The sequence below is a fragment of the Lentzea sp. genome, from assembly GCF_036380075.1.
In the GTDB taxonomy this organism is placed as follows: domain Bacteria; phylum Actinomycetota; class Actinomycetes; order Mycobacteriales; family Pseudonocardiaceae; genus Lentzea.
The window spans coordinates 1-24,206 of record NZ_DASVFL010000272.1 but is presented as its reverse complement, the minus strand read 5'-3'; the positions used below and the strand labels follow the sequence as shown (position 1 = coordinate 24,206).

The 24,206-nt window shown below is 69.5% G+C and carries 24 protein-coding genes and 1 pseudogene; 8 read left to right on the top strand and 17 right to left on the bottom strand.

The window, feature by feature from the left end:
• Positions 1 to 151: 151 nt before the first annotated feature.
• The 5 genes from VF330_RS29595 to infC form a co-directional block, all read right to left on the bottom strand.
• Entirely contained in the window at positions 152 to 1,042 is an 891-nt protein-coding gene (locus VF330_RS29595) for a S41 family peptidase (protein WP_330854975.1), read from the bottom strand.
• A gap of 36 nt (positions 1,043 to 1,078) precedes the next feature.
• Positions 1,079 to 1,918, bottom strand: coding sequence for an RNA methyltransferase (locus VF330_RS29590; protein WP_330854976.1), 840 nt, complete (start codon positions 1,916 to 1,918; stop codon positions 1,079 to 1,081).
• Complete coding sequence (gene rplT / locus VF330_RS29585; protein WP_330854974.1) at positions 1,915 to 2,304, bottom strand: 50S ribosomal protein L20; 390 nt, start codon at positions 2,302 to 2,304, stop codon at positions 1,915 to 1,917. Before rplT ends, VF330_RS29590 begins: the two co-directional genes overlap by 4 nt.
• A 79-nt stretch (positions 2,305 to 2,383) precedes the next feature.
• Positions 2,384 to 2,578: a 50S ribosomal protein L35 gene (gene rpmI / locus VF330_RS29580; protein ID WP_089950337.1), complete on the bottom strand. Its 195-nt coding sequence runs from the start codon at positions 2,576 to 2,578 to the stop codon at positions 2,384 to 2,386.
• 49 nt (positions 2,579 to 2,627) lie between these two features.
• A complete protein-coding gene (gene infC / locus VF330_RS29575; protein WP_330854973.1) occupies positions 2,628 to 3,242 on the bottom strand; it encodes a translation initiation factor IF-3 in 615 nt (204 codons plus the stop codon).
• A gap of 288 nt (positions 3,243 to 3,530) precedes the next feature.
• Between infC and VF330_RS29570 the strand changes: the two genes are divergently transcribed.
• Positions 3,531 to 3,872 carry a DUF1844 domain-containing protein gene (locus VF330_RS29570; protein ID WP_090096082.1) on the top strand — a complete coding sequence of 114 codons (342 nt, stop codon included), beginning with the start codon at positions 3,531 to 3,533 and terminating at the stop codon, positions 3,870 to 3,872.
• Positions 3,873 to 3,879: 7 nt separating this feature from the next.
• On the opposite strand, the gene VF330_RS29565 is transcribed toward VF330_RS29570, so the two are convergent.
• The 5 genes from VF330_RS29565 to VF330_RS29545 form a co-directional block, all read right to left on the bottom strand.
• Positions 3,880 to 4,515: a hypothetical protein gene (locus VF330_RS29565; protein WP_330854972.1), complete on the bottom strand. Its 636-nt coding sequence runs from the start codon at positions 4,513 to 4,515 to the stop codon at positions 3,880 to 3,882.
• The gene (locus tag VF330_RS29560; RefSeq protein ID WP_330854971.1) at positions 4,512 to 5,102 is read right to left on the bottom strand and encodes a hypothetical protein; all 591 of its coding nucleotides are present in this window, start codon (positions 5,100 to 5,102) and stop codon (positions 4,512 to 4,514) included. The genes VF330_RS29565 and VF330_RS29560 overlap by 4 nt, the downstream gene beginning before the upstream one ends.
• Positions 5,103 to 5,178: 76 nt before the next feature.
• Positions 5,179 to 5,559 (bottom strand): Rid family detoxifying hydrolase, encoded by a 381-nt coding sequence (locus VF330_RS29555; RefSeq protein WP_330854970.1) that lies wholly within the window; start codon positions 5,557 to 5,559, stop codon positions 5,179 to 5,181.
• A 25-nt stretch (positions 5,560 to 5,584) separates the two neighbouring features.
• Complete coding sequence (locus VF330_RS29550) at positions 5,585 to 6,331, bottom strand: IclR family transcriptional regulator (RefSeq protein WP_330854969.1); 747 nt, start codon at positions 6,329 to 6,331, stop codon at positions 5,585 to 5,587.
• Positions 6,332 to 7,297 (bottom strand): sugar kinase, encoded by a 966-nt coding sequence (locus VF330_RS29545; protein ID WP_330854968.1) that lies wholly within the window; start codon positions 7,295 to 7,297, stop codon positions 6,332 to 6,334.
• Between the two features lie 96 nt (positions 7,298 to 7,393).
• Here VF330_RS29545 and VF330_RS29540 point away from each other — a divergent pair, with 96 nt between their 5' ends.
• The 4 genes from VF330_RS29540 (at position 7,394) to VF330_RS29525 (ending at position 13,860) form a co-directional block, all read left to right on the top strand.
• On the top strand, positions 7,394 to 8,674 hold the full coding sequence (locus VF330_RS29540; RefSeq protein WP_414675484.1) for an amino acid deaminase: 1,281 nt from the start codon (positions 7,394 to 7,396) through the stop codon (positions 8,672 to 8,674).
• A 13-nt stretch (positions 8,675 to 8,687) separates the two neighbouring features.
• Positions 8,688 to 10,271: a D-aminoacylase gene (locus VF330_RS29535; protein ID WP_330854966.1), complete on the top strand. Its 1,584-nt coding sequence runs from the start codon at positions 8,688 to 8,690 to the stop codon at positions 10,269 to 10,271.
• The gene (locus VF330_RS29530; RefSeq protein WP_330854965.1) at positions 10,268 to 11,674 is read left to right on the top strand and encodes a gluconate:H+ symporter; all 1,407 of its coding nucleotides are present in this window, start codon (positions 10,268 to 10,270) and stop codon (positions 11,672 to 11,674) included. The genes VF330_RS29535 and VF330_RS29530 overlap by 4 nt, the downstream gene beginning before the upstream one ends.
• 98 nt (positions 11,675 to 11,772) lie before the next feature.
• Complete coding sequence (locus VF330_RS29525; RefSeq protein WP_330854964.1) at positions 11,773 to 13,860, top strand: alpha-galactosidase; 2,088 nt, start codon at positions 11,773 to 11,775, stop codon at positions 13,858 to 13,860.
• A gap of 54 nt (positions 13,861 to 13,914) precedes the next feature.
• Here the strand turns inward: VF330_RS29525 and VF330_RS29520 are convergent, their stop codons facing one another.
• Positions 13,915 to 15,069: a hypothetical protein gene (locus VF330_RS29520; protein ID WP_330854963.1), complete on the bottom strand. Its 1,155-nt coding sequence runs from the start codon at positions 15,067 to 15,069 to the stop codon at positions 13,915 to 13,917.
• Between the two features lie 72 nt (positions 15,070 to 15,141).
• Positions 15,142 to 16,296, bottom strand: coding sequence for an NAD(P)/FAD-dependent oxidoreductase (locus tag VF330_RS29515; RefSeq protein ID WP_330854962.1), 1,155 nt, complete (start codon positions 16,294 to 16,296; stop codon positions 15,142 to 15,144).
• Positions 16,297 to 16,372: 76 nt separating this feature from the next.
• Here VF330_RS29515 and VF330_RS29510 point away from each other — a divergent pair, with 76 nt between their 5' ends.
• Positions 16,373 to 16,969, top strand: coding sequence for a TetR/AcrR family transcriptional regulator (locus VF330_RS29510; protein ID WP_330854961.1), 597 nt, complete (start codon positions 16,373 to 16,375; stop codon positions 16,967 to 16,969).
• A gap of 19 nt (positions 16,970 to 16,988) precedes the next feature.
• On the opposite strand, the gene VF330_RS29505 is transcribed toward VF330_RS29510, so the two are convergent.
• Together VF330_RS29505 and uvrA are read right to left on the bottom strand one after the other, a co-directional pair.
• A complete protein-coding gene (locus VF330_RS29505; protein WP_330854960.1) occupies positions 16,989 to 17,465 on the bottom strand; it encodes an SRPBCC family protein in 477 nt (158 codons plus the stop codon).
• 299 nt (positions 17,466 to 17,764) lie between these two features.
• Positions 17,765 to 20,644, bottom strand: a complete 2,880-nt coding sequence (uvrA, locus tag VF330_RS29500; RefSeq protein WP_330854959.1) for an excinuclease ABC subunit UvrA — start codon at positions 20,642 to 20,644, stop codon at positions 17,765 to 17,767.
• A 225-nt stretch (positions 20,645 to 20,869) separates the two neighbouring features.
• On the opposite strand from uvrA, the gene VF330_RS29495 reads away from it, so the two are divergent.
• Positions 20,870 to 21,622, top strand: a complete 753-nt coding sequence (locus VF330_RS29495) for a maleylpyruvate isomerase family mycothiol-dependent enzyme (RefSeq protein WP_330854958.1) — start codon at positions 20,870 to 20,872, stop codon at positions 21,620 to 21,622.
• Between the two features lie 47 nt (positions 21,623 to 21,669).
• Here VF330_RS29495 and VF330_RS29490 read toward each other — a convergent pair.
• Positions 21,670 to 22,629: pseudogene (locus tag VF330_RS29490) on the bottom strand (acyltransferase family protein); the annotation flags it as partial.
• Positions 22,630 to 22,768: 139 nt separating this feature from the next.
• Between VF330_RS29490 and VF330_RS29485 the strand changes: the two are divergent.
• Positions 22,769 to 23,446: an MBL fold metallo-hydrolase gene (locus tag VF330_RS29485; protein WP_330854957.1), complete on the top strand. Its 678-nt coding sequence runs from the start codon at positions 22,769 to 22,771 to the stop codon at positions 23,444 to 23,446.
• 40 nt (positions 23,447 to 23,486) lie between these two features.
• On the opposite strand, the gene VF330_RS29480 is transcribed toward VF330_RS29485, so the two are convergent.
• The gene (locus VF330_RS29480; protein ID WP_330854956.1) at positions 23,487 to 23,891 is read right to left on the bottom strand and encodes a type II toxin-antitoxin system VapC family toxin; all 405 of its coding nucleotides are present in this window, start codon (positions 23,889 to 23,891) and stop codon (positions 23,487 to 23,489) included.
• Positions 23,884 to 24,162, bottom strand: coding sequence for a type II toxin-antitoxin system Phd/YefM family antitoxin (locus tag VF330_RS29475; RefSeq protein WP_258948160.1), 279 nt, complete (start codon positions 24,160 to 24,162; stop codon positions 23,884 to 23,886). The genes VF330_RS29480 and VF330_RS29475 overlap by 8 nt, the downstream gene beginning before the upstream one ends.
• Between the last annotated feature and the right edge of the window lie 44 nt (positions 24,163 to 24,206).

The window sequence follows — 24,206 nt, the reverse complement described above, 5'->3', positions numbered from 1 at the left end:
AGCGGGCGAAAAGCGTGCCCGCTTGACACCCCTCCTTGCGCGCGGCAAACGCGTCAGCACTGCTCGTGACGGGACCACCCCACCTGCCAGGCATGGAAAAAGCCAAGACTGCTCGGCTTCGCCTTCGCGTTCGGCTCGCCTTCGGCTTCGCTCAGCCCTTGATGGCCCCTGTCGCCTTCTCGTAGGCCACCTCGAAGGCCTTGGTCGCTTCTACCTCGATGTGTGGGACTACGCCCACGCCTTCCCAGTTCGTGCCGGAGATCGGGTTGATCGCCCTGCCGTTCGGGATCGACGACTTCAGGTGCGGGCCCACTCGGTAGCGGTCTCCTGGGTGGGCGCCGCCCTTCGTCGTTTCGCCGATCAGGGTGGCTCGCTTGGTTTGCTGGAGGTTGTAGCTCAGTTCCTCCGCGCCGGAGAAGGTGCGGTTGCTGGTGAGGACGTAGACCGGCTTCTTGCCGCCGAACTTCGGGCCTGGGACGTGCGGCAGGGTCCGGAACTGGTAGGTCTTGTCCTCCGGGCGGTTGTAGATGTCGTTGAGGTGCACCTGCTCGTCGAAGAGGTAGCTGCAGACCAGTGCGACTGTGTGGGGGTCGCCGCCGCCGTTGTTGCGGAGGTCGATGATCAGGGCCTCGGTGTGCGCCAGCAGGGTCATGGCCGCTGTGATGGCCGGCGTGGCGATCTCCGCGTCGTGCAGGAGGCTCAGTTCCAGCAGGCCGATGTTGCCGTCCAGGCGTTCGACCCTGCGGATGCCGAAGGCGTCCTGTTCGGCTTCCCTCTTGTACGCCACCGGGTCCCAGGCCGACTCCTGGTCGGACTCGAGTACTTCGGCCTCGCTGTGGAGGAGGCGGAGGTGCTTGTCGCCGTTGACGCTCTGGAGGTCTTCGGTGACCTGCTTGGCGAACTCCTGGTCGTCGGTCGCGTCGGAGTAGGCGCCCTCGGCCAGCTTGGCCTGCAGGACCTTCGCGATCTCGGCTGCGGTGTCCGGGAAGACGTAGTAGGAGGCCAGCTGGGAGCAGAGGAGGGTGATCTCGGGTTCGCGCACGGGCGCACGATAATCGTGCGCCCGGTGGGCGTCAGCTCAATTCCGCTGATCTCGCGCGGAGGCGTAGAGGCACACCGCTGCCGCTGTCGCGAGGTTCAGGCTTTCCGCGGCTCCGTAGAGCGGGACCTTCAGCGACGTGTCCAGCTTGGCCACCACGTCGTCGGGGAGGCCGTGGGCCTCGCTGCCGAAGACCCAGGCGGTGGGGTGGGCCAGGTCGCCCTGGGCGGAGGCCTCGACCAGGTCGTGTTCGGCGTGGCCGTCCGCGGCGACGAGCCTCAGGCCCGCTTGGCGGCAGGCTGCGAAGACCTCGTCGGTGTCGCGGGAGCGGGCTATCGGCAGGTGGAAGAGCGAACCCGTGGAGGCGCGCACGCACTTGCCGTTGTGGGGGTCGACCGTGTCGCCGGCGAAGATCACCGCGTCGGCTCCGGCGGCGTCCGCCACTCGCGTGACCGTGCCCGCGTTGCCGGGGTCGGAGACGCCGTAGAGCACGGCTACGAGACGTGGGGTGCCGTGCAGGGCGGTGGTCAGCGGTTGCGGTACCACGTCGCAGACCGCGATGAGGCCTTGCGGCGTCACGGTTTCCGACAGGGAGGCTGCCGCCTTGTCGTCCACCTCGCTGATCCGGACGCCCTGCTGTTCGGCGGTCTGGAGCAGGTCGGCGTTGCGGTCCGCGGCAGCGGCCGTGACGAAGAGCTCGTGCACCTCGCCGTGGCGCCAGGCGAGTGCCTCACGGACGGCCTGGGCTCCCTCGACGAGGAAGCGGCCGGCCTTGTCGCGGCCCTGGCGGCGGGTCAGGTGGCGAGCAGCAACGACCCGAGGCGTCCGTTCGGTGAACGGAGCTGCCTCGGGTCGGTGTGCTCGAGCGTGCTGGCTCAGGCCTGGTCCCCGGCCGGAGCGTTCACGTCAGCCGGGAGCGCGCCGCGCGCGATCTCGACGAGGGCCGCGAAGGCGGTGGCGTCGGTGACGGCGAGATCCGCGAGGATCTTGCGGTCGACCTCGACGCCGCCCAGGCGCAGACCCTGGATGAGGCGGTTGTAGGTCATGCCGTTCGCGCGGGCAGCGGCGTTGATGCGCTGGATCCACAGCTTGCGGAAGTCGCCCTTGCGCGCACGGCGGTCGCGGTACGCGTAGTTGAGCGAGTGGAGCACCTGCTCCTTGGCCTTGCGGTACAGCCTCGAGCGCTGGCCGCGGTAACCGCTGGCGAGCTCGAGGGTGGTACGGCGCTTCTTCTGGGCGTTCACAGCCCGCTTGACGCGTGCCACGGGTCCATCCTGTCGATCTCATGGGGGGTTCGGGGTCGGGGCCCGAACCCCCGAGTTAGCTAGGGGGTGTCGAAGCGGGTCAGAGACCGAGCAGCTTCTTGATGCGCGGGGCGTCGTTGTCCGACACGACCGCGGTGCCGCTCATGCGACGCGTCACCTTGCTGGACTTCTTCTCCAGGATGTGGCGCTTGCCGGCCTTCTCCCGGAGGATCTTGCCGCTGCCGGTGACCTTGAAGCGCTTCGAGGTCCCGCTGTGCGTCTTGTTCTTCGGCATTTCCGTCCTCGTCTCGTGCTACCCACCGGGTCGGGGGCGGGCGTGCGTCCTACGCCTCGTCCGAAGCGGTGTCGTCCGCCTCGGTCGCGTCGTCGTCGTCGTGCTTGACCACGCGCGGCTTGATGTTCTTGTGCGGCGCCAACACCATGATCATGTTGCGGCCGTCCTGCTTGGGGTTCGACTCCACGAAGCCCAGCTCCGCGACGTCCTCCGCCAGCTTCTGCAGAAGCCTGTAGCCGAGCTCGGGGCGCGACTGCTCGCGACCGCGGAACATGATGGTCACCTTGACCTTGTTCCCGTGCGAGAGGAAGCGGGCCACGTGGCCCTTCTTCGTCTGGTAGTCGTGCGGGTCGATCTTCGGGCGGAGCTTCTGCTCCTTGATGACCGTCAGCTGCTGGTTCCGACGCGACTCGCGCGCCTTCTGCGCGGTCTCGTACTTGAACTTGCCGTAGTCCATGAGCTTGCAGACCGGCGGGCGAGCCTGGGCGGCGACCTCTACGAGATCGAGATCCGCTTCCTGCGCGAGTCGGAGCGCGTCCTCGATGCGAACGATCCCGACCTGCTCACCATTCGGCCCGACCAGACGAACTTCCGGCACCCGAATGCGGTCGTTGATGCGCGGCTCGGTGCTGACGGGTGCACCGCGGTTCGAGGGACTTGTCATTCACGTCCTTTGAGACTCGTGTGCGCCAAAGACAAGAGCCCCGTCGTCGATGTCGACGACAGGGCCCGCTTCCGACCGATCACACACCTGCCTGCTCGGACGCCCGTGCGCCCTGACTGCCAGGAGGACCGGACCCGGCCACCTCCAGAAGCGGTGATCGCGGGTGGGAGCGGGGCTCCACTTGCCGCTCTCGCACTAACGAGAGCTGGTCGCGTCCGAAATACTAGCAGACGACCTTGTCAACCCCCGAATCGCGGGGCTGTGACGCCGCCTTGCTTGAATGGGCGGGTGACCGATCCGCTTGAAGACGACATCCGCGACCTGGGCGATGTCCCCAGCATCGAGGTGATCAGCCGCGCCGCCGTGATGCTGCTGTCCGCCTCCGCGGAGCGCCTGGGCCTGGCCGACCCGGACCCCGACAACTCCCCGCGCCGCGACCTGGACGAGGCCCGCCGCCTGATCACGGGCCTGGCCGGCCTGGTCACGGCGACCTCCGAGTACCTCGGCCCGCACGCCGCCCCGCTCAAGGACGGCCTGCAGTCGGTCCAGCGGGCGTTCCGCGAGGCCTCGGCCGTGCCGGACGAGCCGGGCCAGGGTCCCGGCGAGAAGTTCACCGGCCCCGTCTACTGACCTCGTCCTACTGGTCCGCCCTGACGACGACCGGCTCCCACGGCTCCGCCCTGATCTGGAACACCGCGCTGGCCCGTTGCCCGGTCGCGGCCCTGAAGGTGACGGCGGAGCCGTTGTGGAGCGGCCCGACGTCCAGGTGCTCCCTGGGCGGCTCGTCGTACTGCGACAGCCCGAGCACCCTGCTGCCCGGCACCACCGACACCGTGAGCTGCTCGATGACGGCGGGCCCGCCGAAGTAGCTGAGCCGGAACTCGTCCGGCGCCCCCGGCGTGATGGCGAACGTGGGCATGCCGCGCCGTTGCCGCTCCGCCGCGAGCACTTCCGCCATCTCGTTGATCTGCACGGTCGCCTGCTGGGCCTGCTGCGCGGCCTCGTCCGCCAGCACCCGTGACGCCCGGGCCGCCTCCTCGGCCTTCGCCGCGGCGCCGCGGGCTTCCTCCACCGCGTTCTTGGCCTGCAGCGCACTGGAGGTGGCCTGTTCCACGGCCTTGCGCGCGGCGCGTGCCTCGTCCTGCGCCTTCTCGGCGGCGTCCTGCGCCTTGCCCGCGGCCTGCTGGGCGCTCTTGGCCTCCCGCGCCTGCCACAGGGCGACGGCCGTGGCGCAGAGGGCCACGACGGCGGCGATGACCGACACCGCGATCATGCGCGCACCCCCAGCGCCTTGAGCTGCCTGCGGGCGAGCTCGTCGATGACGTCGGTGTCGCCGGTCCGCCACGCCACCGCGGGGTCGCCGTCGAACTTGGCCAGCTGCCGCGGGCTGAGGCTGGTGAGCGCCCTCAGCGCGAGCAGGTCGGGCTTGTTCCTCAGCTTCGCGGTGGTGCCGGCCTTGCGGGCGTACCGGAGCCGCAGCGGCAGCCACGTGATCAGCAGGAACAGGACCGGGACGACCACCAGGGCGGTGGCCAGCCAGAACGCGCTGTCCTGCACGACGCCGATCTGCGCGTTGCCGGCGTCGGTCAGCGTCTCGCCGGCCTTGGTGCCGTTGCCGAGCGCGCCCGCCAGGTCGTTGCCGACGAGCGGGAGACCCCTGGCCTTGTTGGCCGCGTTGGTGAAGACCTCGCGGATGTTGCCGCCCGCGTTGACCAGGCCGTCCCCCGGCGCCCTGAGCTCCAGGACCCAGTCGTGGACGGTGGTGGCCACCCAGATCCAGAGGGCCACCCATCCCACGGCCAGGAGGTCGGCGATCAGCTGACGCGTGAACCTGCCCGGTCTGTCCGCGTACCACTTCATGCGCGGATCGTGTCACAACGGCGACGGCGGCCCGGCGCGCAGCAGAGCACCCCGGACCACCGTTGCGACGAACGGATCAGTCGACGACGGCCAGCGCGTCGATCTCCACGAGCAGACCGGCCGGCAGACCGACGTAGACGGTCGTGCGCGCGGGCGCCGGGTCCGTCACGAACTCGCCGTAGACCTCGTTCAGCTCCGCGAAGTGCGCGGTGTCGGTGAGGTAGACGCGGATCATCACGACGTCGTCGATCGACGCGCCGCCCGCGGCGAGCACGGCGTGGAGGTTCGCGAACGTCTGGCGCGTCTGCTCGGCGACGGTGCTGCCGACGATCTCGCCGGACTTCGGGTCGAACGCGACCTGACCGGCCACCTGCAGGATGTTGCCCTTGCGCACACCCTGCGAGAAACGGGCCACCGGCTGCGGCGCGTCGGCGGTCTTGATCTCAACCTTGGACAACGGAAACTCCCTCAACAGTGTTCGACTACCTGGGCACATAACCGCATTCGACGGACGCGGCCTCGGCGGTGGCGAGCAGGTCTGGCAGGTGCGACAGCAGGCCGTCGAAGTCGAGCAGCACCTTCGGCACCGACATCGAGACGGCGGCGAGCACCTCGCCGCGGGAACCCCTGATCGGGGCTCCTATGCAGTGGATGAAGTCCTCGTGCTCGGAGTTGTCGACGGCGTACCCGTCGGCGCGCACGCGGTCCAGCTCGGCGAGGTACGCGGCCGGGCTCTGGATGGTGTTCTCCGTCAGGCGCGGGAACTCCATGCCCGCCAGCACCTTCTGCAGCGCGGGCGCGGGCAGGTCGGCCAGCAGGATCTTCGCCACGGCCGTGCAGTGCAACGGCGCGCGGCGGCCGATGCGCGAGTACATGCGCATCTGGTGCCGCGACTCGTACTTGTCGATGTAGATCACCTCACCGTCCTCGTAGGACGCGAGGTGGACGGTGTGGCCGAGGCGGGCGTTCAGCTCGCGCAACGCCGGTTCGGCGGCGCGGCGGACGTCCCGTTCCTCCAGGGCGCGGTTGGCGAGGTCGAAGAGCGCCGTGCCGAGGCGGTAGTGGTGCACGCCGTCGCGCTGCACGAAGCGGTGCGACTCCAGGGTGCGCAGCAGCCGGAGCGTCGTCGACTTGTGCACGCCGATCACGCCGGACAGCTCGTCCAGCGTCTTCGGTCCCGTCGCGAGCTGGCTCACGAGCGTGAGCGCGCGGTCGAGGCTCTGGCTCATCTACACCTCCAGGCGGGCGGACGACCAGGTCCGCGGGTCGGCGTGCAGGAGCGGGTCCGACACGTCGTCCGGCAAAGGATCTCCGACGTCCTCGGCGGTGAGCAAAGCCGAGGCCGCCTGGAGGTGGCCCGCGCGCAGCCGCACCGACGGGGTCTGCCCCGCCAGCGTGGCCGCGAGGAACCCCGCCGCGAACGCGTCGCCCGCGCCGACCGGTTCCACGACCTCGACCTCCAGCGCCGGCTCGAAGTGCGTCTCCCCGTCCTCGAGCAGCGTCGCGCCGTCCGCGCCCTGCTTCACCACCAGCGACTTCGGGCCGGGCAGCAGCGCGCGCAGCCGCCGCGGGTCACCGGTGCCCCACACCAGCTCCGCCTCGTCCGACCCGGCCAGCACGACGTCGGCCAGGTCGGCGAGCTCGCGCAGCACGCGCGGGTCGCGGTCCGTCCACAGCGCGGGCCGCCAGTTGAGGTCGAACGAGATCCGGAAGCCGTGCCGCGGCCGGCGCAGGAGCTCCTGCATCATCGCGAGGCACGTGTCGGACAGGGCGGGCGTGATCCCGCTGACGTGCACCAGCGCCACCTCGCCGAGGCCCAGCCGGTCGATCGTCTCGAGGTCCATGCCCGAGGCCGCCGACCCGCGCCGGTAGTAGCGCACGGGGCTGCCGTCCGGGGAGGCCTCCTTGACGTAGAGGCCGGTCGGGCGCACCGGGTCGACCCGCACCCCCGACACGTCGACGCCGTAGCCCGCCACGGTGTCGAGCACCGCGAGCCCGAACGAGTCGTCGCCCACCGCGCTGACCCACGAGGACCGCACGCCGAGGCGTGCGAGGTGGCAGGCGACGTTGGACTCGGCACCGCCGACGGCTCGGTGCCACGTGCGCACGAGATGCACGGGACCGGGGTCGGCCGGAACCATCATCACCATGGTCTCGCCGAGACACACGACCCCGCCGACGTGTTCGAACCGCATGCGTGCTCCAGGGTGTTCGTTGACGGCGGCGCACCCGAATGCTACACACTCCAGCATCACATCGCGCAATGGGAGTTGCAAAATATGCAACAACTGATGGAGATGGACCTCGCAGCCGTCGCCGACATCCGCTCCGAACGGGTGAACTGGCGGTTCAAGGGCCTGCCGTCGAGCACCTTCGGGTCGACGATCGGCGAGGTCGCCGACCGGCGCCTCGACCTCTTCGCCGACGAGTTCGTCGGACCGCTGGTCGTGCTGGACGAGGACGCGCTGGCGCACAACCTGACGACGATGGCCCGGTGGTGCGACAACCACCGCGTCAAGCTCGCGCCGCACGGCAAGACGACGATGGCGCCGCAGCTCTTCCAGCGGCAGGTCGAGCACGGCGTGTGGGGCATCACGGCCGCCAACGCCTCGCAGCTGCGCGTCTACCGCGCGTTCGGCGTCTCCCGCGTCCTGCTGGCGAACCAGCTGCTCGACCCGGCCGCGCTGCGCTGGCTGGTCGGCGAGCTGGACGCCGACCCCGGCTTCGAGTTCAGCTGCTGGGCCGACTCCGAGGCCGGGGTCGCGCTGATGACCGAGACGCTGCAGGAGCTGCAGCCGTCGCGGCAGGTCGACGTGCTCGTCGAGCTCGGCGCTCCCGGCGGCCGCACCGGCGCCCGCGACCTGGAGACGGCGCTGGCCGTCGCGCGGGCGGTGGACCAGAGCCCGGTGCTGCGACTGGTCGGCGCCGGCGGCTACGAGGGCGCGCTGGCGCACGACGCGTCCGACGCCGCGAAGTCCGTCGTGGACGGCTACCTGGGCGACCTGCGCACGCTCGTGCTGCGGCTGGCCGACGCCGGCACGTTCGACGAGCTCGACTCGGTGGTCGTCACCGCCGGCGGCAGCGCGTACTTCGACCAGGTCGCGGCCACGCTGTCGCAGCCGTGGCCGGTGCCGGTGACGCCGGTGCTGCGCAGCGGCGCGTACATCACGCACGACGACGGCTTCTACCGCGGCATCTCGCCGTTCTCGCGGATCGAGGGCGTGGAGCCGTTCCGGCCGGCGCTGCGGGCCTGGGCGCAGGTGACCTCGCGGCCGCAGCGCGACCTGGCGCTGCTGACGATCGGCAAGCGCGACGCGTCGTTCGACGAGGGCCTGCCGGAACCGCAGCTGCTCCGCCGCCGCGACGGTGCGGTCGCGCCGCTCGCGCAGGCGGAGATCACCGCGCTCAACGACCAGCACGCGTTCCTCCGGCTCGGTCCCGAGGCCACGGTCCGGGTCGGCGACTGGGTCGGGCTGGGCCTGTCCCACCCGTGCACGGTGTTCGACAAGTGGCCGCTCATCCCGGTCGTGCGCGGCACGACCGTGGTCGACCTGATCCGCACCTACTTCTGACAGGAGTGCACCGATGGACGACGTCGTCCTGCGCGGACCGCTGATCGCCGACGGCACCGGCGCACCCGCCTACCGGGCTGACGTGTCGATCAAGGACGGCGTCATCGCGGCGATCGGGGACGGGCTCAGCGCCACCCGCGCGATCGACGCGGACGGGCTCGTGCTCGCGCCGGGGTTCATCGACATGCACTCGCACTCCGACCTGCGCGTGCTCGCCGAACCGGACCACCTGGCCAAGGTCTCGCAGGGCGTCACGACCGAGGTGCTGGGCCAGGACGGCCTGTCGTACGCGCCGGTGGACGACGAGGTGCTCGCGACGTTGCGCGGCCAGCTCGCCGGCTGGAACGACGACCCGCCGGGCTTCGACTGGAACTGGCGCTCGGTCGGCGAGTACCTCGACCGGCTCGACCAGGGCATCGCGGTCAACGCCGCGTACCTCGTGCCGCAGGGGACGTTGCGGATGCTCGTCGTCGGCTGGGACGACCGGCCGCCCACCGAGTCCGAGATGGACACGATGAAAGCCGTTCTCGCGCAATCGCTTGCGGAGGGCGCGATGGGCATGTCGTCCGGCCTGACCTACACGCCGGGCATGTACGCGGGGACGTCCGAGCTCGTGCAGCTCTGCGAGGTCGTCGGGCGGCACGGCGGGTTCTACAGCCCGCACCACCGCAGCTACGGCGCCGGCGCGCTGGAGGCGTACGCCGAGATGGTGGACGTCTCGAAGCGCTCCGGCTGCGCGCTGCACCTGGCGCACGCCACGATGAACTTCCCGGTGAACAAGGGCCGCGCGCCCGAGCTGCTGCGGCTGCTGGACGACGCGATCGCGCAGGGCGCCGACATCTCGCTGGACACCTATCCATACCTGCCGGGCGCGACCTACCTCTCCGCCCTGCTGCCGTCGTGGGCGACGGAGGGCGGACCGGAGAAGGCGCTGGGACGCTTGTCCGATGTGGACACCCGCGAGCGCATCCGCGCGGAGATCGAGGAGACCGGCTCGGACGGCTGCCACGGCGTGCCGGTCGACTGGGACTCCATCGAGATCAACGGTGTCCGCGACGACCGCAACGCGCACCTGGTCGGCGCGAGCGTGCTGAAGTCGGCCGCCCGTCTCGGGCGCGCGCCCGCCGACCTCTACTTCGACACTCTGGTCGACGAACGCCTGGGCACGTCCTGCCTCATGCACGTGGGCCACGAGGAGAACGTGCAGGCGATCATGAAGCATCCGGCGCACACGGGCGGCAGCGACGGCCTGCTCGTGGGCGACCGGCCGCACCCGCGCGCGTGGGGGACGTTCCCCCGCTACTTCGCGCGCTATGTCCGAGAGCTGGGCGTGCTGAGCCTGGAGGAGTGCGTCGAGCACCTCACCGGCCGTGCCGCCAAGCGCTTGCGACTCACCGACCGGGGTCTGGTCCGCGAGGGCTGCGCGGCCGACCTGGTGCTGTTCGACGCCGCGACGATCGCCGACACGGCGACGTTCGACGAGCCTCGGCAGCAGGCCACCGGCATCCCGTACGTGTTCTGCAACGGGGTGCGGGTGATCGACGACGGAACCGCCACCGGCGCTGTGCCAGGGCATTCACTCAGGAGCCGCCCGTGATCGACTGGTTGCAACACTCAACAGGGGGCTTGCTCACCCTCGCGGTAGTCAGCATCGCGGTGCTGCTGCTGCTCATCATCAAGTTCAAGGTCGAGCCGTTCATCGCGCTGATCGTCGTCGCGCTGCTCGTCGCCCTCTTGGCGGGCGTGCCGGTGGAGACACTGGTCGGGTCCGCGCAGAAGGCCTCGGACTCGTTGCTGGAGAAGGGCTTCGGCTCCATCCTCGGCCACATCGCCGCGATCATCGGTCTCGGCACGCTGCTGGGCGCGATCCTCGAGGCGTCCGGCGGCGCGCAGGTGCTGATGGACAAGCTGATGAACGCGTTCGGCGAGAAGAGGGCGCCGGTCGCGATCGGCCTCGCCGGCCTCATCTTCGGCGTGCCGGTCTTCTTCGACATCGGCATCTTCGTCCTGGCACCGCTGGTCTACGTGGCGGCCAAGCGCAGCGGCAAGTCGATCGTGCTGTTCGCCATGCCGTTGCTGGCCGGTCTCTCGGTCATGCACGCGTTCATGCCGCCCCACCCGGGACCGGTGGCGGCGGCCGGTCTGCTCAAGGTGTCGCTGGGCTGGATCATCATCATGGGTCTGGCGGTGGCGATCCCGGCGTGGTTCGTCGGCGGTGTCCTGTACTCCTACTGGATCGGCAAGCGCATCACCGTGCCGGTACCGGAGGAGATGCTGGCCGCGGCGGAGGCCGCGCGGGCGGAGAACGGCAGTGGCGACGACCGCGAACCGCCGTCGCTGGGCCTGGTGCTCGCGATCATCGGCCTGCCGCTGGTGCTGATCCTCGCCGGCACGTTCGGCTCGATCCTGCTCACCAAGGGCTCGAAGCTGTACTCGGTGGCGACGTTCTTCGGCACGCCCGCGGTCGCGCTGACGATCTCGGTGCTGCTCGCGTTCTGGCTGCTGGGCTTCCGGCGGGGCATGAGCAGGGAGAAGGTCGCGGAGCTGTCGGCCGCGTCCCTGAAGCCGGTCGCGATGATCCTGCTCGTGGTCGGTGCCGGTGGCTTCTTCGGCGCCGTGCTGGCCGCGACGGGCATCGGCAAGACGCTGGCGAACGAACTGTCGGGCATCGGCCTGCCGGTGATCGCGCTGGCGTACGTGATCAGCTGCGTCATCCGCATCGCCCAGGGCTCGGCGACGGTCGCGATCGTGACGACCGCGGGCATCGTCGCCCCGGTGGTGGCGGACCTGAACTACTCGCAGCCGCAGCTCGCGCTGGTCGTCATGGCCATCGCGTCGGGCTCGATCATCGCCTCGCACGTCAACGACGGCGGGTTCTGGATCGTGTCCCGGTACTTCGGCCTGTCGGTGAAGGAGACGCTCCAGTCGTGGACCGTCCTCGAGACCATCCTCTCGGTGGTCGGTTTCGTGGTCGCCGCACTGATCAGCTTGGTCGTCTGATCAGACAGAAATCAACATTTTCGAACGCTTGACATCGTCGTTACGTGCCCTGAGGATCGGCCCATTGTTCATTTGTGTTTGATGTGAACGGGGCCCGCATGAACAACCCGGAGGTCGTGCACCTGCACGACGACACCTCCAGCGTCGTCATCACCTTCCAGGGCACGGACCTCCCGGTCGTGGCGCACTGGGGGCGAACGCTCGGCGACCTCGACCAGGCCGCACTCCGCGGCCTGGTCGACGTCGTCTCGTGGACCAACCCGAACAACGCGCCGGACCTCCCGGTCCCCCTCGCGCTGCTGCCCGACGCCGGCGCCGGGTACGCCGGTCGTCCCGGTCTGCGCGGGCACCGCGGCGGCGAGCACTTCGCCCCCGCGCTGACCGTCACGTCGCAGTCCGCCGACGGCGGCGTCTTCCGCTACGTCGCGTCGGACGAGGCCGCGGAGCTGACGGTGACGGGCACCGTCGAGCTGCTGCCGTCCGGCATGCTCCGCCTGCGGCACGCCGTCCGCAACGACGGCACGACGCCGTACTCGCTGGAGGGTCTGGAAACCGCGCTCCCCGTCCCCTCGCACGCCACCGAGCTCCTCGACTTCACCGGCCGGTGGAGCCGGGAGCGCGCGCCGCAGCGGCAGGCGTTGCAGTACGGCTCGTGGGTCCGCGAGAGCAGGCGTGGCCGCACCGGGCACGACGCGACGATCGGGTTGCTGGCCGGCACGCCGGGGTTCTCGTTCCGCGACGGCGAGGTGTGGGCGGTCCACGTGGCGTGGAGCGGCAACCACGTGACGTACGCGGAGAACCAGGTCGACGGCCTGCCCGTGCTGGGCGGCGGCGAGTTGTTGCTGCCGGGTGAGATCGTCCTCGCGGCGGGTGAGGAGTACGAGTCGCCGTGGCTCTACGCGGCCTACTCGGGCGAGGGCATCGACGGCATCAGCGCGGCGTTCCACCGGCAGCTGCGGGAGCGGTCGCTGCGCCCGCGCCCGGTCGTGCTGAACACGTGGGAGGCCGTGTACTTCGACCACGACCTGGCGCGGCTGACGTCGCTGGCCGACACCGCCGCCGCCATCGGCGTCGAGCGGTTCGTGCTGGACGACGGCTGGTTCCGCCACCGCCGCGACGACACCGCCGGGCTCGGTGACTGGTACGTCGACGAGACCGTGTGGCCGGACGGGCTCACCCCGTTGATCAAGCACGTCCGCTCGCTGGGCATGGAGTTCGGCCTCTGGTTCGAACCGGAGATGGTCAACACCGACTCCGACCTCTACCGCGCCCACCCCGACTGGGTGCTCGGGCCGCGCCCCGGCGTGCTGCCGCCGTCGTCGCGCAACCAGCAGGTGCTGAACATCGCGCACCCCGAGGCGTACGCGTACATCCTCGACCGCGTGTCGTCGGTGCTGGCGGACAACGACATCGCGTTCGTGAAGTGGGACCACAACCGCGACCTGATCGGCTCGCGCGTGCACGAGCAGACCGCCGCGTACTACCGGCTCCTCGACGAGCTGCGTTCGCGGCACCCGCACGTGGAGATCGAGAGCTGCTCGTCCGGCGGCGGCCGGATCGACCTCGGCGTGCTCGACCGCACCGACCGCGTGTGGACGTCGGACTGCAACGACGCCCTGGAACGCCAGCTGATCCAGCGGTGGACCGGCGTGTTCCTGCCGCCGGAGCTGATGGGCGCGCACGTCGGCCCGACGAAGTCGCACACGACCGGACGCGTGCACGAGCTGTCGTTCCGCGTGGCCACGGCGTTGTTCGGGCACTTCGGCATCGAGTGGGACATCAACTCGGCCACCGATGAGGAACGCGCCGGTCTGCAGGCCTCGATCGAGTACTACAAGGACGTGCGCGAACTGGTGCACACCGGTGTCGTCGTGCACTCCGACCACCCGGACCCCGCGGCGTGGGTGCACGGAGTCGTGGCCGCCGACCGGTCCACGGCGTTCTTCGCCTACGTGCAGCTCACGACGTCGACGCAGAACAAGCCGCGCCGCGTCCGGCTGCCGGGGCTCGACCCGGAGCGGACGTACCGGGTGTCGTTCGACGCCCCCGCCGGTCGTCCCGGGCTGACCCAGCGGGGTCCCGGGCGGTGGGACACGGTGGAGCTGCCCGGTTCCGTGCTGTCGGACGTCGGGATCCAGCTGCCGGTGCTGGAACCGGAGCAGGCGGTTCTGCTGCGCCTGCGGTGAGACGGGTCAGGCCCCGGCGGGAGGTTCTCCCGCCGGGGCCGTCCCTCTCCCCTGTTACCGGCCGGCGCGAGTTCCGTCGGCCTTCGTGGCCCACCACCTGCCGCCAACGCCCTGTCCGTTGGCCTCTCCGCAGAGCCTGTCCCCTGCGAACAGGTACTGCGGCCACCCCGCGATGGTGAGCTGTTTCCTCCCGTCCCGCTCGATCGTCCCGACGAGAGCGGAGTCCAGGCCCTGCACCTGGAAGCCCTCGTCGACGAAGGCGGGCGGCCATTGCTCCGCGCACTGCCCCTGGCAGTTGCTGGTGGGCGGGTCCGCGGAGTCGTCGTCGAACCGGTAGAGCGTCATGCCGTCGGCGTCGGTCGCGATGACGCCGAGGTTCGCGACGGTCGCGCTGGTGAGCGCGATCGCCTTGTTCTGCTGGGCCTTCCTGCCGTCGGTGGCCGTGGCGAACCACTTGGCCACCGCGACGCCCTTGGCCTCACCGGGCTTGCCGTCGTTCTTGAACGTGTACTGCGGCCAGTTGGCGACCGTGAGCTGCTTCCTGCCGTCCTCGCGGAGGACGGTGCCGAGCAGCTTCGGATCGACGCCCTTCACACGCGGCTGGTCGCCCTCGACGTAGACGGGCGGCCAGCTCTCGGCACACCCACCGTCGCAATTGGACACCGACGGCTGTGCGGTGTCGCCGTCGAACCGGTAGAGCGTCAGGCCCGCGTTGTTGGTCAGCACCGCGCCTAGGCCGGAGATCACGCCGGTGCGTGCGGCCAGCTGCGTGCGTTCGCCGCTCTTGCCGGTGGCGAACCACTTGCCCTGCAAGCCCTGTCCCTTGGTCTCACCGGGCTTGGTGTCCTTGGCGAACCGGTACTGCGGCATGCCGTCGACCGTGAGCTGGCGGCTGCCGTCCCCGCGGACGATGCTGCCGATCCCGTCCACGCCGTCGACCGAGAAGTTCTCGTCGGAGACGGTGGCGGGCGGCCAGGTCGCGGCGCACTCACCGTCGCAAGTGGACTGGTTCGGCCGGTCGCCGTCGAACCGGTAGAGCGTGAAGCCCTTCGCGTCGGTGACGACCGGCCCCAGGTCCTCGATCTCCGCGATCTTGAGCGCCACCACGCTGTCCCGCTGCTGCGCGACCGGCTTGCTCTCCTGCGTGCCGGCGCAGGCGGTCAGCGAGATCAACCCCAGTGCGACGACCGCGACGCTGTTGCGGATCATCCCCGACCTCCTGGCTCGTGCCCTCCGATGCACACCACACGCAGGGCGGGCCAGAACGGTTCAAAGAAATCTCTAGAACATCGCGCGCTTCAGCGCGGGCACCGCCGACGCGGTCCTGAGCACGGTCCGGAACAGCGTCCGCGAGAACGGGCTTCCCTCCGCGAACTGCCTGGCAGCACGCAGTGAGTCGCGCACGGCGGCGAAGCCGTAGTCGTACATCTCCGCCTCGTAGTCGCTGATGCCGTCGACTCCGCTCTCGGTCAGCTTGCGCGCGAGCAGTTGCGCGTCGCGCAGCGCGACGTTGGCGCCGATACCGCGCATCGGCGTCATAGCGTGGATGGCATCGCCGAGCAGCGTGACGTTCGTGCTCTCCCACCGTTCGATGGGCTTCGACGACCTGATGCGCCACTGGCTGACCGTGTCCGGATGCGTTGACCTCACGATCCTCTGCAGGTCCGGGCTCCATTGCTTGATCCGCCGCAACACGGACTGTTGCAGCCCCTCGCTCACATCGAGGTCGTTCGCCGCGTACGCCCACATCAGGTACGGACGCGTGTTGTCGAACAACACCCCGTCGGCGTCCGTGTGCCCGAGCCCGTCGTGGCTCGCCAGGAACATGCCGCACCTGCTCGTCGGGACGATCGTGTTGGCCCGGTCGACGAGACCGCGCGGGATCCAGTCGTGGTCGTCCAGGAAGAGCTTGCCCGCCACCGCGGTGACCCCGACTTCCTCGGTGCCCGCGTGCGGCAGGTACTGCTCCCGCACGCGCGACCGGATGCCGTCGGCGCCCACGAGCACGTCGCACTCGGCGGTCGTGCCGTCCTCGAAGTGCAGCGTGATGGCGTCGCCCTGCTCGTAGCGCTCGAACCGCTTGCCGAACCGCACGTCCAGTCCGTCGAGCAGCACCTGCCGGAGCGTGATCCGGCTGGCCGAGTAGTGCCTCTCCGCCTCGGGATCCAGCACCAGCAACGGCGTGAGCTGCTCGGTCAGGAACCCGAACCCGTTGCCGCCCGTCCCCGCGCTCTGCTCGAACCTCTGCCAGTTCTCCTCCGGCAGGCACTCCCTCAGAGCAGCGGCACCGTCCGGGTTGATGTGCACCCGGTACCCCTGCAGGCGGTCCGTGCGCGACAGGTCGCGCTCGTACACCGCCACGTCCACGCCGGCCCCGCGCAACCCGTGCGCCAGGCACAGCCCACCGATTCCCCCACCCACCACAGCGATTCTCATGCCGCCAAGTTTCAACCGCACGGTTGATTAAGTCAACTCATTGGTTGATAAACGACCCGTCGGCTACCGTGTGGCGGTGGATCAACGCCGTTCGCCCAGCGCCTCCGAACGCAAGCGCGACCCGGAGCGCACGCGGGCCCTGCTGATCGAGGCGGCCGCGGCGGAGTTCGGCGCGAAGGGCTACGCGGCCACGCGCACGACGGACATCGCGGCGCGCGCGGGCGTGAACAAGCAGCTGATCTCGTACTACTTCGGCGGCAAAGAGGGCCTGTACAAGGAGATCGCGACGAGCTGGCACACCTCCGCCGCCGAGATGGCGAGCACGGAGCAGCCGCTCGACCAGGTGCTGGCGGGTTTCGTGCAGACCACGCTCACCGACCAGGGCCGCCTGTGGGCGTGGGCGAACCTGGCCGGCGACAGCCCGCCCGTCGACGAGGCGTTCCTGCGCAACCAGGTCGACCAGCTGCGCGACCGGCAGCGGGCGGGCGAGATCCCGTCCGACCTCGACCCCGGCTTGCTGCTGCTGGCGCTGATGGCGGCGGCCGCGGCGCCGTTGACCCTGCGGCAGACGGCGGGTCAGATCACCGGTGAGGACCCGGCGACGCCGGAGTTCGCCGCGAAGTACGCGGACCAGCTCGCTCTGCTGGTGCGGCACCTGTCCGGCCGCGCCTGACTCAGCACAGCCGGCCGGCTCAGGAGTCGCGGCTGGCCGCCTTCTCCTCCAGCACCTGCTTGAGGCCCTTGAACCCGCCGCGCATCATCATGTCGTGGTTGCCGCGGAAGAACGGCTTCGCGATGAGCACCAGGCGCCGCAGCAGCGCCTTGTTGACCACGACCTCCTGGTCGAACATCAGGTCGGTGCCGCCGTCCCTGCCGATGATCTCCCAGCTCGCGAAGCCCTCGAGGTCGCCGGACAGCGTCGCGCGCAGCAGGCCGGCCTGCTGGTTCCTGATGCTGTGGCGCACCTGCACGACCAGGTCGAACGGCAGGAACGAGCGGCAGCGGATCTCGCCCGTCTCGTCGTCGATCTTCCTGGCCGACCGGACCTCGTGCCACCACCTCGGGTAGTTCGCGATGTCGGAGAGCACCTCGTACACATCGACAGGAGGCGCGTCGACGTGCCACACGCTGCGGAAGCGATAGCGGTTCAGCGACACGGCCACCATCATCCCGGATACCTCGTCCGAGTGACAGCTACCCGACAGAATTCACAGGTGGCCGAACATTCCCCACCGCGTGTACTACGGCTCTAGTGGGACTCTAGCGCCCCACTAGGCCGTCCGTGTTCACTTGCCGATGAGCTGAGGAAACCGTTCCAGGGCCCGCAACCAACCGACAGCCGCGACGCGCCGGAGTGACTGCTCCGACGAGTCGAACGCCTCTACGAGGCTGAAGGGGTACGCCGTGGGCTCTCCGCGCGACGCCTGAAGAGCGCGCTCGCGGTGGGCCAGCGCGTCGAGTGGGATCATCACCCTGCTGCCGACACCTCCTCGTTCTCGAGCACCTGCAGCAAGAACTGCCCCGTGTAGCTCTTCTCGACCTCGGAGACCTGCTCGGGTGTGCCCTCTGCTACGACCATACCTCCGCCGGAGCCCCCTTCGGGACCCATGTCGACGACCCAGTCGGACGTCTTGATGACGTCGAGGTTGTGCTCGATGACGATGACTGTGTTCCCCTTGTCCACCAGGCCGTTGATCACGCCCAGCAGCTTGCGGATGTCCTCGAAGTGCAGGCCCGTCGTGGGCTCGTCGAGGATGTAGACCGTCTTGCCCGTCGACCGCTTCTGCAGCTCGGACGCGAGCTTCACGCGCTGCGCCTCACCACCGGACAGCGTCGGCGCCGGCTGGCCCAGCCGCACGTACCCGAGACCGACCTCGACCAGCGTCTTCAGGTGCCGGTAGATGGCGTTGATCGGCTCGAAGAAGGTCGCGGCCTCCTCGATCGGCATGTCGAGGATCTCGGAGATCGTCTTGCCCTTGTAGTGCACTTCCAGCGTCTCGCGGTTGTACCGCGCGCCCTTGCAGACCTCGCAGGGGACGTAGACGTCCGGGAGGAAGTTCATCTCGATCTTGATCGTGCCGTCGCCCGCGCACGCCTCGCAGCGGCCGCCCTTGACGTTGAACGAGAAGCGGCCCGGCTGGTAGCCGCGGACCTTCGCCTCGGTGGTCGCCGCGAACAGCTTGCGGACGTGGTCGAACACGCCGGTGTAGGTGGCCGGGTTCGACCGCGGGGTGCGGCCGATCGGCGACTGGTCGACGCGCACGAGCTTGTCGACCTCGCCCAGACCGTTGATCCGCGTGTGGCGGCCGGGCACCTGGCGCGCGCCGTTGAGCTTGTTCGCGAGCACCGTGGCCAGGATGTCGTTGACCAGCGTCGACTTGCCCGAGCCGGACACGCCCGTGACGGAGGTGAGCGTGCCGAGCGGGAACGACACGTCGATGCCGCGCAGGTTGTGCTCGCGGGCGCCGACGACCGTCAGCTGGCGCTTCTTGTCGATCTTGCGGCGCTTCGCGGGCATCGGGATCGACTTGCGCCCCGACAGGTAGGCGCCGGTGATCGACTCCTTGTTCGTCAGCAGCTTCTTGTACGGGCCGCTGTGCACGACCTTGCCGCCGTGCTCGCCGGCGCCGGGGCCGATGTCGACGACCCAGTCGGACGTGCGGATCGTGTCCTCGTCGTGCTCGACGACGATCAGCGTGTTGCCGAGGTCGCGCAGCCTCGTCAGCGTCTCGATCAGGCGGTGGTTGTCGCGCTGGTGCAGGCCGATCGACGGCTCGTCCAGCACGTACAGCACGCCCACCAGGCCGGAGCCGATCTGCGTGGCGAGCCGGATGCGCTGCGCCTCGCCGCCGGACAGCGTGCCGGACGCGCGGTCGAGCGACAGGTAGTCGAGGCCGACGTCGAGCAGGAAGTGCAGGCGGGCCTGGATCTCCTTGAGCACCGCGCCCGCGATCATCGACTCGCGCTTGCCGAGCTTGAGCCCGTCGAGGAAGTCGGAGCACTCCGACACGCTCATCGCGCAGACCTCGGCGATGGAGCGGTCGCCCTTGCGGCCGTGGTGCAGCGTGACGGCGAGGATCTCGGGCTTCAGGCGGGTGCCCGAGCACGCGGGGCACGGGACCTCGCGCATGTAGCCCTCGTACTTCTCCCGCATGTACTCGGACTCGGTCTGCTCCTGGCGCCGTTCGAGGAACGGGATGACGCCCTCGTAGTTGGCGTAGTAGGAGCGCTCGCGGCCGTAGCGGTTCTTGTAGCGGACGTGCACCTGCTCGTCGATGCCGTGCAGGACCGCCTTCTGCACCTTGGCCGGCAGCAGCCGCCACTGCGTGTCCATCCGGAAGCCGATGGTCTCGCCGAGCGACTGGAGCAACCGCGTGAAGTACTCGGCGGTCTGCCCGCCGGCCCACGGGGCGATGGCGCCGTCGCCGAGGCTCAGCTCGTCGTCCGGCACCACGAGCTCCGGGTCGACCTCCTTGCGCACGCCGATGCCCGTGCAGACCACGCACGCGCCGTACGGCGAGTTGAAGGAGAACGACCGCGGCTCCAGGTCCTCGATCGCGAGCGGGTGGCCGTTGGGGCACGCCAGGTTCTCGGAGAAGCCCCTGACCCGCTTCGGGTCGGTCTCCGGCAGGTCGACGAACTCCAGCTCGACCAGGCCGTCCGCGAGCCGCAGAGCCGTCTCGACCGAGTCCGTCAGGCGCTGCTTCTGCGCGGCCTTGACGCTGAGGCGGTCGATGACGACCGCGATGTGGTGCTTCTCCTGCTTCTTGAGCTTGGGCACCTCGGCCAGCGCGTGGACGACACCGTCGACCTTCACGCGCGAGTAGCCCTGGCCCTGCAGGTTCTGGAACAGGTCGAGGTACTCGCCCTTGCGGCCGCGGATGACCGGCGCGAGCACCTGGAACTTGGTGCCCTGCTCCATCGCGAGCACCTGGTCGACGATCTCCTGCGGCGTCTGCTTGCCGATCGCCTCGCCGCACTGCGGGCAGTGCGGCTTGCCGGCGCGGGCGTAGAGCAGGCGCAGGTAGTCGTAGACCTCGGTGATCGTGCCCACGGTCGAGCGCGGGTTGCGGCTCGTGGACTTCTGGTCGATCGACACCGCGGGCGAGAGGCCCTCGATGAAGTCGACGTCGGGCTTGTCCATCTGCCCGAGGAACTGGCGCGCGTACGCCGAGAGCGACTCGACGTACCGGCGCTGGCCCTCGGCGAAGATCGTGTCGAAAGCCAGGCTCGACTTGCCGGAGCCGGACAGCCCCGTGAAGACGATCAGGCTGTCCCGCGGCAGGTCGATATCCACGCCGCGCAGGTTGTGCTCGCGGGCGCCGCGAACAACAAGACGGTCTGCCACTGGGGTCCCTTCGGCTGCGATTGGCGGGTCACTCACGCCACACTCTTCCGAACAAGCGTTCGAAGCTTACTGGCATCTGCTCGGTGGCATCGACCGACCCGCCGACCATGCTAGGTGCCACCCCCGACAAAAACGGATCGGGCGGCTTCCGCATTCCCCTGAGCTGGCTTTACTCACTAGGCTGGTCACTTCGATCAGAGCCTCAACGTCGGGGAGAGGCAGCACATGACCTACACGCCGTCCACGCAGCACACGTCCGTTCCCGCCCCGCGAGGTGTGCCCGACCGGCACATCAACGCCGTGCGGCAGGCGACCGACGTGCTGTACGAGGCCGTCGAGGAGCTGGACGAGGCCGCCGCGCGCGGCGACAGCCTGCTCCCGGGATGGTCTCGCGGACACGTAGTCACCCACCTCGCTCGCAACGCCGACGCGCTGGTGAACCTGCTCACCTGGGCGCGGACCGGGGTCGAGCACCAGGCCTACGCGTCGCGGACGGACCGCGACGCCGACATCGAGGAGGGTTCCCACCGGCTGCTGCAGGTCATCAAGGCCGACCTGGACTCGGCCTGCCAGCGGTTCGAGGCCGCGTGCCGCGACCTGCCGGCGCACGCGTGGCAGGCGGAGGTCACCGCGCCCAAGGGCCAGACGATCACCGCGTCCTCCGTGCCGTGGTTCCGGCTGCGCGAGATCTGGATCCACCTCATCGACCTGGACGCGGGCGTCGGGTTCGACGACCTGCCCTCCGACTTCGTCCAGGAGTTCCTCGACGACGCCGTGGCGCAGTTCGAGGGCAGGGTCGACCCGTTCGGCATCGAGGTGACCCTGCCCGACGGCGCTCAGCGCAGCTGGACCGTCAACGGTCCGGCGAGCCGCAGCTCGGTGAGCGGGTCCGCGAGCGCCGTCCTGGGCTGGCTGACCGGCAGGGCCGACGGCACCGGCCTGCGCGGTGAGCTGCCGGAACTGCCCGACTGGGTCTGAGTCAGCAACCGGTAGGCGGGGCGTTCGACGAACTTCGTCAGCGCCCAGCCGAGCACCAGGGCCGAGGTGAGGAAGCCGGCGAGCAACCACCACGACTGCAGCCCGGCGGCGTGCATGCGGTCCATCACCACCGTGCCGATCTGCTGGTGCACGAGGTAGACGCCGTACGAGATGCTCGCGAGCCACGTGACCGGCCGGGCGATCGGCTGGAAGAACACCCAGTCGGGTCCAGCGGCCGCCGCGCACACCATGAGTAGCAACAAGGCGAACCCGACCGTGGACCCGTACTCGGTCGTGTGAATCGCCTGCGCGACCAAGGTCGCGAGGAGGAGCGCGGCCAGGTGCGGGGTCTTCAGCCGGTCCTTGTGCCACAGCCAGATCGCGATGCCGGCGGCGAACAGCTGCGCCCTGTGCAGCGCGAACCCGTTGTAGACAACGAAGAGCGGGTGCGAGTGGTCCAGCAGCGGCCGGAGCAGCAGCGGCGTGACGATGAGGGCCCACAGAAAGACGCGCAGCCGCGTGCCCCTGAGGAACTTCACCAGCACGGCGCCGGCGACGAAGGCCGCGATCTGCACGGGCACGGTCCAGTAGGCGAAGTCGACGATGTTGACGTCCGGGAACCACTGGTTGACCAGCAGCAGGTTGTAGACGACGTCCCTGGCGTCGAGCTGGCTCCACCCCTCCGGCGCGATCCACCGCTGCACCGCGTAGGTGAGCAGGACCGCCGCCAGGTAGGCGGGCAGCAGACGGGCGAGCCGTCTCCACAGGAACCGGCCCGGCGCGCCGCTGTTCAGCGAGGCGCACGCGAAGAAAGCCGAGACGACCATCAGCGTGCTCGCGCCCATCGACATCGGGAAGGTGAACGGCAGCGGCCCGAGGTCGGGATGGCTGCTGACGCTCGTGAGCGTGGCGTGGTGGAGCAACACGCACCCGATGGCGACGACGCGCAGGACGTCCCAGCTGACCCTGCGGGCCGTACGGGGTTTCTCTCGTTGCGCTGGAATCACGATAGGCGGGGACCCTCGTCGTTGGTGCTTTCGGCGTACTCGCGGACCAAAGCTTGATCCTTACTTACCCTATGAGTGAGACCTGTATGCAACCTGAAGGTGTGCGTCTCGCCGCAGAGAGCGACTACCGTCTGCCACCGTGGACGTACTCGAGAACTACACCGGTCACGTCGATCCGGAGGGCCCGGCGGCACGCCGCACCCTGGACGCGCTGACCATCACGAAGATCTCCGTCGGACCGATGGACAACAACGCCTACCTGCTCGTGTGCCGGTCCACGAACGAGGCGTTGCTCATCGACGCGGCCAACGACCACGAGCGCCTGTCCGACCTGCTCGACCACCACCCGGACACCCCGCGCCTGCGCACGATCGTCACCACCCACCAGCACGGGGACCACTGGCAGGCCCTCGAAGCCCTGGCAGCCGCGACCGGCGCGACCACCGCCGCCCACGAACTGGACGCGGCGGTCCTCCCCGTGCCACCGGACGTCCAGGTGGACCACGGCGACACGCTGGAGGTGGGCGACGTAGCGCTGTCGATCATCCACCTGCGCGGCCACACGCCGGGCTCGATCGCCGTCGTCTACGACGACCCCACGGGCCACCCGCACCTGTTCACCGGCGACTCGCTGTTCCCCGGCGGAGTGGGCAAGACCACGTCCCCGGACAACTTCGCCTCGCTGATCAACGACGTGGAGGACCGCCTGTTCGCCGTCCTGCCCGACGACACCTGGTTCTACCCGGGCCACGGCGACGACTCGACGCTGGGCAAGGAACGCCCGTCACTCGCGGAGTGGCGCTCGCGCGGCTGGTGACCCCTGGCCTGCCGGAGAGCCTGTTCTCCGGCAGGCGCCATCAGACCTCGATGATCGTGACCATGCCGTCGAGACCTTTGAGGTCTTCGGCATTCCTGGTGTACAGCGGCAGCCCACGCGATGACGCGACGGCGGCGATCATCAAGTCCATCCGCCGCGGCTTCGGGTTTCGATTCGCCGCAATGGTGAGCGCCACCAATGTGCCGTACCTGGCAGCTGCCTGACCATCGAAGGGCAGCGGCTCGAAGTCGACGATCGCCGCACCCAGCTTCTCCGTGCGCGCAGCTCTGGACGCAGCGTCCTTCGCCATCACCACGCCTTGATGCAACTCGGCCATCGTGACAGCGGTGAGCTCGGGAACCTGCGGCAGACCAGCCGGATCCAGAAGGCCCAGATCGATGTAGGCGCACGTGTCGAGCACCCCCGACTCGGGACGTTCAGCCACGACTGCGCTCCCACGGATCAAAGTCGCCCACACGATCCTCGTCACCGAAGAACTCATCAGCTTCCTGACGCATCCGAGAGTGATCGACCTGGGGCAGGGTCCTGTGCCGTTCGACGAGTTCCTCAGCCGTCATTCGACGGCGACGAGGCAGGGGACGGAGTTCGGCGACCTCCACACCATTTCGCGTCACGTGGTAGGTCTCGCCCGCCTCCACCGCGTCCATGACAGCGGCGGAGTGGTTGCGAAACTCCCGTTGGCTGATGACCTTCACCAGACGAGTGTAGCCCTGCGTAGCGCCATGAGCTACACCAGGCG

What these genes read in the sequence shown, in the direction of transcription:
- rpmI (WP_089950337.1), bottom strand. Translation starts at nt 2,578, where the DNA reads ATGCCGAAGAACAAGACGCACAGCGGGACCTCGAAGCGCTTCAAGGTC.
- infC (WP_330854973.1), bottom strand. Translation starts at nt 3,242, where the DNA reads ATGACAAGTCCCTCGAACCGCGGTGCACCCGTCAGCACCGAGCCGCGC.
- VF330_RS29565 (WP_330854972.1), bottom strand. Translation starts at nt 4,515, where the DNA reads ATGATCGCGGTGTCGGTCATCGCCGCCGTCGTGGCCCTCTGCGCCACG.
- VF330_RS29560 (WP_330854971.1), bottom strand. Translation starts at nt 5,102, where the DNA reads ATGAAGTGGTACGCGGACAGACCGGGCAGGTTCACGCGTCAGCTGATC.
- VF330_RS29550 (WP_330854969.1), bottom strand. Translation starts at nt 6,331, where the DNA reads ATGAGCCAGAGCCTCGACCGCGCGCTCACGCTCGTGAGCCAGCTCGCG.
- VF330_RS29545 (WP_330854968.1), bottom strand. Translation starts at nt 7,297, where the DNA reads ATGCGGTTCGAACACGTCGGCGGGGTCGTGTGTCTCGGCGAGACCATG.
- VF330_RS29540 (WP_414675484.1), top strand. Translation starts at nt 7,394, where the DNA reads ATGGAGATGGACCTCGCAGCCGTCGCCGACATCCGCTCCGAACGGGTG.
- VF330_RS29535 (WP_330854966.1), top strand. Translation starts at nt 8,688, where the DNA reads ATGGACGACGTCGTCCTGCGCGGACCGCTGATCGCCGACGGCACCGGC.
- VF330_RS29525 (WP_330854964.1), top strand. Translation starts at nt 11,773, where the DNA reads ATGAACAACCCGGAGGTCGTGCACCTGCACGACGACACCTCCAGCGTC.
- VF330_RS29520 (WP_330854963.1), bottom strand. Translation starts at nt 15,069, where the DNA reads ATGATCCGCAACAGCGTCGCGGTCGTCGCACTGGGGTTGATCTCGCTG.
- VF330_RS29515 (WP_330854962.1), bottom strand. Translation starts at nt 16,296, where the DNA reads ATGAGAATCGCTGTGGTGGGTGGGGGAATCGGTGGGCTGTGCCTGGCG.
- VF330_RS29505 (WP_330854960.1), bottom strand. Translation starts at nt 17,465, where the DNA reads ATGATGGTGGCCGTGTCGCTGAACCGCTATCGCTTCCGCAGCGTGTGG.
- VF330_RS29495 (WP_330854958.1), top strand. Translation starts at nt 20,870, where the DNA reads ATGACCTACACGCCGTCCACGCAGCACACGTCCGTTCCCGCCCCGCGA.